Below are 8682 nucleotides of genomic sequence, written 5' to 3' on the forward strand. Positions count from 1 at the left end.
GACTTGAGGCCCATGAAGCTACAGACCCGTTCCGCCCCTCGCGCAACCTTGTCTGGAGTCCGTCATGTCCGCCTTGTTATCTGCAAACTCGCTTACCCTTCGCACCCCTGATCATCACGTCCTGCTTGAGGACTTCACCCTCAATTTCGGCTGTGAGGTCACCGGTGTGGTCGGCCCGAACGGGGCAGGGAAATCAACCTTGCTCAAGGCGCTCGCCGGCGCGCTGACTCCTGCGAGCGGTCAGGTGCTGTGTCAGGGCCGCATCGGCTGGATGGAGCAATCCGGTCCTGACGCGACAGGCGATGTGGCGTCGGGTCTGGGCGTCAGCGAGGCTCTGGCCCGTCTGTCCCGCATTCTGGCGGGCGAGGGGGGTGAGGCCGACTTTGATCATGCAGACTGGACGCTGGAAGCGCGTGTGGAGGCGTCGCTTGAGCAAATGGGGCTGAGCGGCCTTGCGCTCACTGCGCCGCTCTCATCGCTTTCTGGCGGGCAGCGCGCGCGACTGGCTCTGGCCCAGGCGATGCTGGACGCGCCGGACATTCTGATGATGGACGAACCGACCAACAATCTCGACGCCGAGGGTCGGGACGCGGTGCACCAGATAATGGCGGACTGGCCAGGCGGGCTGGTGATCGTCAGCCATGATCGCGCGCTCCTGGAGCGTGTGGACCGGATTATCGCCCTTGAAGGGCCGGGCTGGTCCGTGTTTGGCGGCGGCTGGACTGAGTATGTGACGCAGCGAGATGCGGCGCGGGCGCGCGCCGAAGCCGAGCATGATCGGCTGGAGGCGGACGCGCGTCAGATCAAACGCGCTGCGAAAGAGGCTCATGCGCGACTGGAGCGACGCGCGCAATCGGGGAAGCGCCAACGTGCTGATGGCAGCAACGCCAAGGTCTTGCTCGACGCCATGAAAGCGCGCAGCGAGAGCACTGCCGCGCGGCTGGCCGGCGTGCGGGACAAACGGGTTTCGGACGCCGAAGCGAAGCTGGAGGCGGCGAGCGATCAGCGTCATCGCGGACCCAGGCTCTCTATCCGGGCTCAGGGCGCGGATAGTCCGTCAGGCCGTACGGTTCTGGCGTTTGACGCTGTGAGCTTCAGCTATGGCGAGACGGCGCTCATTGATCGCTTGAGCTTTGCGATCACGGGCGGGATACGTCTGGCGTTGGCTGGTCCCAATGGCGCCGGCAAGACGACCGTGTTGAAACTGGCGCAAGGGCTGTTGACGCCGCGCTCTGGCGAGATCCGGCGGACGGTGGGCCGCATCGCGCGGCTGGACCAGACGGTGAGTGATCTCGATCCGGATTTGACCGTGGTCGAGGCGCTGCGCGTCCGTGATCCGAACCTCTCCATAAACGCCGCCTATGCCGCTTTGGCGCAATTTGATCTGCGGAACGCGCAAGCCGAGAAGCGTGTGGGCGTTTTAAGCGGCGGGGAAAGACTGCGCGCCGGGCTGGCGGGCGTTCTGGGCGGCGAGCCGCCAGAGTTGATCTTGCTGGACGAACCCACCAATCACCTCGATATCGAGGCTGTAGAGGCTTTGGAGGACGCGCTGAACGGCTTTGGCGGCGCGATCCTGGCGGTCAGCCATGACCAGGCGTTTCTTAACGCCATCAGGCTTGACCAGACGCTCAGCCTTGATCGGGCTCGGCTCTGACCAGATGGGCGAAGGCGGGCTCTACGTTGAGACGAACGGCGTCGCCGACCCGGTGGTTTTCTTTCAGGCTGGCTCGCGCTTCCAGTATCTGACCGGTCTCAAGTCGACAGATCAGGCGCGCATAGCCTGAACTGACCCGCCGCTGGGTGATCATCGCCAAGGCGCCCTCCGCATCGGCGCGTCCCAGCTTTACGCCTTCCGGGCGGACCAGCAGCAGGGCTGTGTCGCCGTCAGTAAAGTTTTGCGCCGGGTACTGCCCCAGAAGGGTGTGCGCGGCGCCGTCGCGGATATCGGCGTCAAACGCGCCCACATCGCCCAAGAGTCGCGCAGCGGTCAGCGAATTGGGCTTCATGTACAAGGTGTCCGGCGCGCCGGTCTGAATGATCCGGCCTTCATTCATCAGCGCAATGGAATCAGCCAGCTCCAGCGCCTCTTCGGCGTCATGGGTGACGATCAGGGTCGCCGCTTCCGACTGCCGCAGGACATCGGCGGTGGCGCCGCGCAGTTCAGAGCGCAGACGGCGGTCGAGCCCGGAGAACGGCTCGTCCAGCAACATCACATCGGGTTTGATCGCCAGCGCCCGCGCCAGCGCCACACGCTGCTGCTCGCCGCCCGACAGCTCATGTGGGTAGGCTTTGGCGCGATGGCCCAGCTCGACGGCTTCCAGGCGGGCGAGGGCGGTCTGGCGACGCTGGTCCTTGGAGCCCTCACGCAGGCCGAACGCCACATTGTCGAGCGCGGTCAAATGCGGAAACAGCGCATAATCCTGAAACACCACGCCGCAGCGCCGGTCTTCAGGCGGTTTGTGAAGGCCTGGCGCGCTCCAGAGATGGTTTTCAAACCGGATCTCACCGGCGTCCAGCGGCTCCAGACCGGCGATGGCGCGCAGCAAGGTCGACTTGCCTGAGCCAGAGGGGCCCAACAGCGCCGTCACCCGCCCGCAGGTCAAGGTCAGCTCCACCCCGTCCACGGCGGGCCGACCCGGGGCGAACCTCACCAGGGCGCCGGAGACTTCCAGCAGGCGGTCATCAAGTTTGACGGCGGTCATGTCAGGCGGGCTCACAGTCATCGGGCGGCTTCCTGCCGGGTGATGCGGCGGGCGATCCAGATCATGGGCGGCAAGGCGATCAAGGTGATCAATAGCGCAGGCAGGGCCGCTTCGCCCAGCCGTTCGTCAGAGGCGTAATTGTTCGCGATCACCGCCAGCGTGTCATAATTGAACGGACGCAGGATCATCGTGGCGGGCAATTCCTTGAGCACCTCGACAAACACCAGAAGCGCTGCGAGCAGGGAGCCTGACATCACCAGCGGACGGTGCACGCGCCAGGCCGTCTCGCCCGGCCCCGCGCCCAAAGTGCGTGCGGCCATGTCCAGCGTCGGCGTGACCCGTTGCAACGCGCTTTCAGACGGACCGATGGCGGCGGCGGCGAAGCGCGATTGATAGGCGAAGATCAGCGCGATCACCCCGCCCGAGACCAGGATCGGAAACTGCGCGCCGGTCATCGCCGTCCACGCCCCGTCGAGGCCGGTCTGCAGTCCGCCCAGAAGCACGAGAACGCCCAGCGCCGCGACCGATCCGGGAACGGCGTAGCCCAGGCCCGCCAGACGCGCCGCGGCGACGGCGGCGGGTTTGCGGCTGCGCAGCGCGTAGGCGCAGGCCAGTCCCAGAACCGCCGCGGCCAGCCCGGACAGAACAGCCAGGGTCAGCGAGTGTGTCGCGGCCTGGATCAGGTCGCGCGCGACCGGCGCGTGCAAGGCGCGATAGCCCAGACGCGCCAGCGGAATGATCAGGCCAATGAGGACCGGGCTCAGACAGGCCAGTATGGCCAGTGCGGCCCGCGCTGGGTCGAGATCCATGCGCCGGGGCGGACGGCGTCGGCCCGAGGCGCTGGTCTGGCGGGCGCGCTGGCGCTGGCTGCGCTCAAGCGCGAATAGGACAAAGGCGATCATCACAAGGATCAGCGCCAGGCGCGCGGCGTCGGCGATGGCGCCTTCGCCCGCCCAGGCGCGGATCAGGCCCACTGACAATGTAGGCGCGCCCAGATGGACGACAGCGCCATAGTCAGCGAGGCTTTCCATCACCACCAGCGCCAGCCCGGCGGCAATGGCGGGGCGGGCCATGGGAATGGCGGCGCGGACAAACGCCTCGCGCGGCTTGGCGCCCAGCGTGCGGGCGGCTTCATAAGCGTCAGCGGACTGACCGGCGAAGGCCTCACGCGCCAGAAGGTAGACATAGGGGTAGAGCGCAAACCCGAAGATAAGCCCCGCGCCGATCGGGCCGCGCACCGTGGGCAGCCAGTCCGCCGGGCCGCCGGGCTGTGTCAGGTCATACCAGGCATAGGCCGAGGCATAGGCGGGCGCCGCCAGCGGCAAGGCCAGAAGCCATTCAAAGACAGAGCGCGCAAAGAACCGGTACCGCGCCACCAGCCAGGCCAGCGGCACGCCGATCAGGCCCGCGCTGATCGCGGCGACGCCGGTGACCAGCGCCGTATGGCCCAGATAGGCGGGCAGGCGGGTGCGCGCGATATGCGCCATGTAATCTGTCCAGGGGCCAAAAACGCCAAGCGCCGCAACCGCCAGAAGCGGTGCGGCGCAGATCAGAGCGGCGACAAGGGCCGGCCGGACCGGATTGAACTGGGCGCGGCTTGCGATCACGGCCAGCCGACGCGGTCGAAGATGCGTTGGGCTTCGCCGGCGTTCTCGCCGAGCGCGTCCACATTCACATCATCTGACGCATAGGCGCCGAAGGCGTCCAGCACGTCATTGTCATACGTGACGTCTGCGATCACCGGATACTCGTTGGTCAGCTCGGCGAAGGCGCGCTGGGAGTCTTCGGTCAACAGATATTCTAGAAAGGCGATCGCGTTCTCGCGATGCGGCGCATTGGCGGCCAGACCGGCGCCGGACACGTTCACATGGGAGCCGCCCTCGCCAAGGCCGGCGAAGACAACGCCGATCTGGTCCGCTATCTCCTGATCGCCCGGATCCTCAGAGCGCATGATCCGCGCAAGATAGTAATGGTTGATGATGGCCACATCGCATTCGCGCGCAGCGACGGCGCGGATCTGGTCGGTGTCGCCGCCCTGGGGCGGGCGCGCCAGATTGCTGACCACGCCTTCAGCCCAGGCTTCAGCGGCGTCTGCGCCTTGCTGGGCCACCATGGCCGCCAGAAGCGACTGATTATAGACATTGTTGGACGAGCGCACGCAGATCCGGCCCGCCCATTCCGGCGCCGTCAGGTCGCTGAAATTATTGATCAGGGATGGGTCCACACGATCCTTGGCGTAGGCGATGACGCGAACCCGGCTGGCGAAGCCGAACCAGTCGCCATCGGGCTGGCGCAGATTGGCGGGCACCGCTTGCAAGGTGTCAGCAAGTTCGGGCGCGGGCTGGAACAGCCCCGCTTCATCGGCGCGCCAGAGCCGGCCTGCATCCACTGTGATCACCACGTCCGCCTGGGAGCGGTCGCCATCGGCGCGTACGCGCTCGATCAGCAAATCACCCGGCGCTTCAATGACATTGACCGCAATCCCGGTCTCCTCAGTGAAGGCGGCGTAGACCTGATCGTCAGACGCGTAATGCCGCGCCGTATAGACATTCACCACTTCGCCGTCAGGTGATCCCGACGGGCTGCAGGCGCCCAGAGCCGTCAGACCCATCAGTCCGGCGAAAAGGCTTGAGCAGGCTGAGGCGAGTTTCATGACGTGTCCTTGGTGCTGCGAGCAGGCATATAGACGCCTCTCAGGTCCGGGGAAGCCTCTCACTGCCATTTCTGAGAACGTTTCGCAAGTGCGACTGCCAGCCGCATCTTCAGTTGTTCGGCGATTGAGGGCTCTTCGAGACGGAGTGACGTTCCGGAGTCAGCGGCTGTCACCGCCAGCTGTTCCATCGTCATGGCGCTGAGCGTTTTGAGCAGGCTCGCGGCGACGCATCTGATCTCCACGGAGGGCTCCCGATCCTTTACTGTCGCCGGTGCTCTAGGAGAATCTGATGACGTCAGCGACACACCCGGCGAGCCCTGAGTTCGCATTCCGACCGACTGCGCGTTTCGCAGGCGTGCTCTATCTCGCCATCATCGTCTTGGGACTGGTCAGTGAAGTCTTGCTTCGCGGACCGGTGTTGGCTGGCGGGGCGGACGGCTTGAACCTCGCTTCGGCTCTGCCGCTCAGGCAAAGCCTGGTGGCGGACACGCTGATGGTGATGGCTGATCTGGGGGTGGCGGTTCTGCTCTACCGGTTGCTCGCTCCGTACGGCGCCGGGCTGGCGTTGGCGGCGCTGATGTTCCGCGGCGCCCAGGCGATGGTCATCAGCGCTAATCTGCTCTTCCAGGTGCGCGCCGTGCAGCTGCTCGAGGCAGGCGCGCCTTCATCCGAGGTGATCGGACTGCTGGGCGTTCAGGCGATCGGCTATGATCTGGGCCTCGCCTTTTTCGGGGTGAATTGCCTTCTGACGGCGCTTCTGCTGATCCGGGCCCGTGCGCTGCCGGTCTGGCTGGCGGGGCTGATCGGCGTGTCAGGGCTCGTCTATCTGACTGGAACCGGGCTGCGTCTACTGGCGCCAGAGGCTTATGACAGCTTCACCCTGGCCTATCTGGTCCCCGTGGCGGGGGAGAGCCTGTTTGCGCTTTATCTGCTGATTGCGGGCGGGCGCTGGGTCAGGCCCTGAGTCGGATAGCAAAAACCCCGGCTCGGTTGAGCCGGGGTTCGCGCCTCTTCAGGCATATTGGTGGGCGATACAAGGATCGAACTTGTGACCCCTTCGGTGTGAACGAAGTGCTCTACCGCTGAGCTAATCGCCCTCAAGAGGCGCGGGTTTTATGCCGGGGACTCAATAGGGTCAAGCGGGCGGGCGCAGGAAACGCAGACTCGATGCAGATCGGGCGCAGCCGGGCTTCTGCTAAGTGACAGAAATTCCTCGGTTGCATAATTTTTTTTCGAAAAAGTGGCCCGTCATACTTTCGTCAAGAAGAAATATCACTTATAGACCCGCGTCTCGCTACAGGGCTGTCTCAGTCTGTAGCTAACAAATCCAAATGATAATGAACCCTACGCACGCGAGCTGCTGCGCGTGTTTGAAGGAGGTTTCTCCCCCATGGCCACCAACGACTTCTGCACCCGTGAAGGTGCGCTCCGCCTCAAAGAACGTATCGAAGCATACTGGAAAGAGCGCGGCTACGACGTGAACATTGAACTGACCGAAGCCGGCTTCATGCCGGCCATGCGTTCGGCGCGCACCGATGTGCGCTCCAACATGGTCAACGGCATGCCGCGCCCGGCGAACGACCGTTCTTCCGAGCGCCGCAGCGCCTAAGCGCTTTTGCGTGTGACGATCAGCTCGGCCAACAGGTCGGGCAACACGCCATACGCCGCAAAAAGCCGGTCCGCACCCAGCGTGCGGGCCGGCTTTTCGCTATAACCGCCCTCGAATATCACTGACCCGGCGCCCGCCGCTTTCGCCGCCAGGGCATCGGGTTCTGAATCCCCTACCAGAACGCACGCATGGTCGATGGGCTCTCCGCCCACAGCGACCAACAGGTGCGAGGCGTCCGGTTTCTTGGCTGGCGCATCTTCCGGTCCGATCACCCGTTCGAATCGGTGGCGCATGTTCAGCGCGTCCAGCAAGGGAATCGCCAGCTGAGTCGGTTTGTTGGTGCAGACCGACAACCGCGCCCCCGCCGCCGCCAGCGAATCGAGCGCCGCCTCAACGCCCGCAAACGGTCGTGAATGGCGGGCGATGTCTGCGCGATAGGCGTCCAGAAACACCGTCAGCCTGTCGGTCACCAGCTCCGCGTCCGGCGACGGGCGTCCCTCACGCTCGAAAGCGCGCTCGATCAGGGCGCGGGCGCCGCGGCCCACCATGGCGCGCACATCCTCAAGCGGCACCGGATCGAACCCCAAAGGCCCGACGCTTTCATTGAGCGCCCGCACCAGATCGGGCGCCGTGTCCACCAGCGTGCCGTCAAGGTCAAAGGCGATCCGGGCGCCGTTCAGATTGGTATGCATGGGCTCTCACATTGGGTTTCAGAGGCATCAGAGAATGTGACGCGTCTGTGCGGTCGCGTCTTCTGTCTTGATAGGCTATAGCGCTCAGGCGTGAAAAACGCTGCAGATTCCTCACTACGGAGCCCGGCTCATGTCCTCTCGCCCCCGCGCCGCAATCATCCTCGCCGCCGGCCATGGCAAGCGTATGAAATCGGCGATGGCCAAGCCGCTCCACGCGATTGCGGGCCGCTCCATGCTCGACTGGTCGCTGGCGCTGGCGGACGCGGTGAAGGCGGACCGGAAAGTGGTGGTCTGGGGCGCGCATGCGCCGGAGGTCAAAAATCAGGCTGAGGCGGCAGGCGCGGAGACCGCTGTGCAGGACCCGCCCCAGGGCACCGGTCATGCCGTGCAGCAGGCGCAAGGCGCGCTGTCCGGCTTTGAGGGCGATGTGATCGTGCTCTACGCCGATACGCCGCTGATCCAGCCCGAAACCGTTGAGCGCGTGTTTGACGCGCTTGGAGAGGGCGCGGCAGTTTCCGTTTTGGGCTTCGAGCCGGACGCGCCGGGCGGCTATGGCCGTCTGATCGAGAACGCCGAGGGCGGGCTTGAGGCGATTGTCGAGGCCAAGGACGCCAGCGCGGACGAGCTGAAGGTCCGCTTGTGCAATTCCGGCGTTCTGGCCATGCCCGCCGAACTCATGTTCGAGTTGTTGGGCGAGGTGACCAATGAGAACGCCAGCGGCGAATATTATCTCACCGATCTTGTGGGGCTGGCGCGCGGACGCGGCCTGCCCGCAAAAGCGGTGAAGGCGGATGCGGATGAGGTGCTGGGCGTGAACTCGCGCGTGGACCTCGCCGACGCTGAAGCGGCGTTTCAGGCCCGTGCCCGACACAGCGCGATGGTGGAGGGGGTGACCCTGATCGCGCCCGAAACCGTCTTTTTCAGCCATGACACAATGATCGAGAACGATGTGGTGGTCGAACCCCATGTGGTGTTCGGGCCGGGCGTGGTGGTGAAATCCGGCGCCCGCATTCGCGCCTATTCCCA

8 protein-coding genes and 1 tRNA gene are annotated in these 8682 nt (G+C 65.2%); 4 read left to right on the plus strand and 5 right to left on the minus strand.

Annotated features, from left to right (window positions below):
* Positions 1-64 precede the first annotated feature (64 nt).
* A complete protein-coding gene (locus B3M53_RS02950) occupies positions 65-1654 on the plus strand; it encodes an ABC-F family ATP-binding cassette domain-containing protein (protein WP_273019620.1) in 1590 nt (529 codons plus the stop codon).
* Here B3M53_RS02950 and B3M53_RS02955 read toward each other — a convergent pair.
* Genes B3M53_RS02955 through B3M53_RS02965 form a run of 3 tightly spaced genes read right to left on the minus strand, consistent with a single transcriptional unit; the run spans position 1629 to position 5355 of the window.
* Entirely contained in the window at positions 1629-2723 is a 1095-nt protein-coding gene (locus B3M53_RS02955) for an ABC transporter ATP-binding protein (RefSeq protein ID WP_273019622.1), read from the minus strand. The genes B3M53_RS02950 and B3M53_RS02955 overlap by 26 nt on opposite strands.
* Positions 2720-4309, minus strand: a complete 1590-nt coding sequence (locus B3M53_RS02960; RefSeq protein ID WP_273019623.1) for an ABC transporter permease — start codon at positions 4307-4309, stop codon at positions 2720-2722. Before B3M53_RS02960 ends, B3M53_RS02955 begins: the two co-directional genes overlap by 4 nt.
* The gene (locus B3M53_RS02965; protein ID WP_273019625.1) at positions 4306-5355 is read right to left on the minus strand and encodes an extracellular solute-binding protein; all 1050 of its coding nucleotides are present in this window, start codon (positions 5353-5355) and stop codon (positions 4306-4308) included. The genes B3M53_RS02960 and B3M53_RS02965 overlap by 4 nt, the downstream gene beginning before the upstream one ends.
* 289 nt (positions 5356-5644) lie before the next feature.
* On the opposite strand from B3M53_RS02965, the gene B3M53_RS02970 reads away from it, so the two are divergent.
* A complete protein-coding gene (locus B3M53_RS02970) occupies positions 5645-6319 on the plus strand; it encodes a DUF4386 domain-containing protein (RefSeq protein WP_273019627.1) in 675 nt (224 codons plus the stop codon).
* 58 nt (positions 6320-6377) lie between these two features.
* Here B3M53_RS02970 and B3M53_RS02975 read toward each other — a convergent pair.
* Positions 6378-6452 (minus strand) — tRNA-Val (locus B3M53_RS02975).
* Positions 6453-6745: 293 nt separating this feature from the next.
* Between B3M53_RS02975 and B3M53_RS02980 the strand changes: the two genes are divergently transcribed.
* Positions 6746-6964, plus strand: a complete 219-nt coding sequence (locus tag B3M53_RS02980; protein ID WP_022701867.1) for a phosphoglycolate phosphatase — start codon at positions 6746-6748, stop codon at positions 6962-6964.
* Here the strand turns inward: B3M53_RS02980 and B3M53_RS02985 are convergent.
* Positions 6961-7656: an HAD hydrolase-like protein gene (locus B3M53_RS02985; RefSeq protein WP_022701868.1), complete on the minus strand. Its 696-nt coding sequence runs from the start codon at positions 7654-7656 to the stop codon at positions 6961-6963. The two genes, B3M53_RS02980 and B3M53_RS02985, sit on opposite strands and share 4 nt — an antisense overlap.
* A gap of 130 nt (positions 7657-7786) precedes the next feature.
* On the opposite strand from B3M53_RS02985, the gene B3M53_RS02990 reads away from it, so the two are divergent.
* Positions 7787-8682: NTP transferase domain-containing protein (locus tag B3M53_RS02990; protein ID WP_286799618.1), on the plus strand; the 896-nt coding region annotated here is incomplete at its 3' end.

Origin of the sequence: Oceanicaulis sp. UBA2681 (genome assembly GCF_002354675.1) — a bacterium.
Lineage (GTDB): Bacteria > Pseudomonadota > Alphaproteobacteria > Caulobacterales > Maricaulaceae > Oceanicaulis > Oceanicaulis alexandrii.

What these genes read in the sequence shown, in the direction of transcription:
- B3M53_RS02950 (WP_273019620.1), top strand. Translation starts at nt 65, where the DNA reads ATGTCCGCCTTGTTATCTGCAAACTCGCTTACCCTTCGCACCCCTGAT.
- B3M53_RS02955 (WP_273019622.1), bottom strand. Translation starts at nt 2,723, where the DNA reads ATGACTGTGAGCCCGCCTGACATGACCGCCGTCAAACTTGATGACCGC.
- B3M53_RS02965 (WP_273019625.1), bottom strand. Translation starts at nt 5,355, where the DNA reads ATGAAACTCGCCTCAGCCTGCTCAAGCCTTTTCGCCGGACTGATGGGT.
- B3M53_RS02970 (WP_273019627.1), top strand. Translation starts at nt 5,645, where the DNA reads ATGACGTCAGCGACACACCCGGCGAGCCCTGAGTTCGCATTCCGACCG.
- B3M53_RS02980 (WP_022701867.1), top strand. Translation starts at nt 6,746, where the DNA reads ATGGCCACCAACGACTTCTGCACCCGTGAAGGTGCGCTCCGCCTCAAA.
- B3M53_RS02985 (WP_022701868.1), bottom strand. Translation starts at nt 7,656, where the DNA reads ATGCATACCAATCTGAACGGCGCCCGGATCGCCTTTGACCTTGACGGC.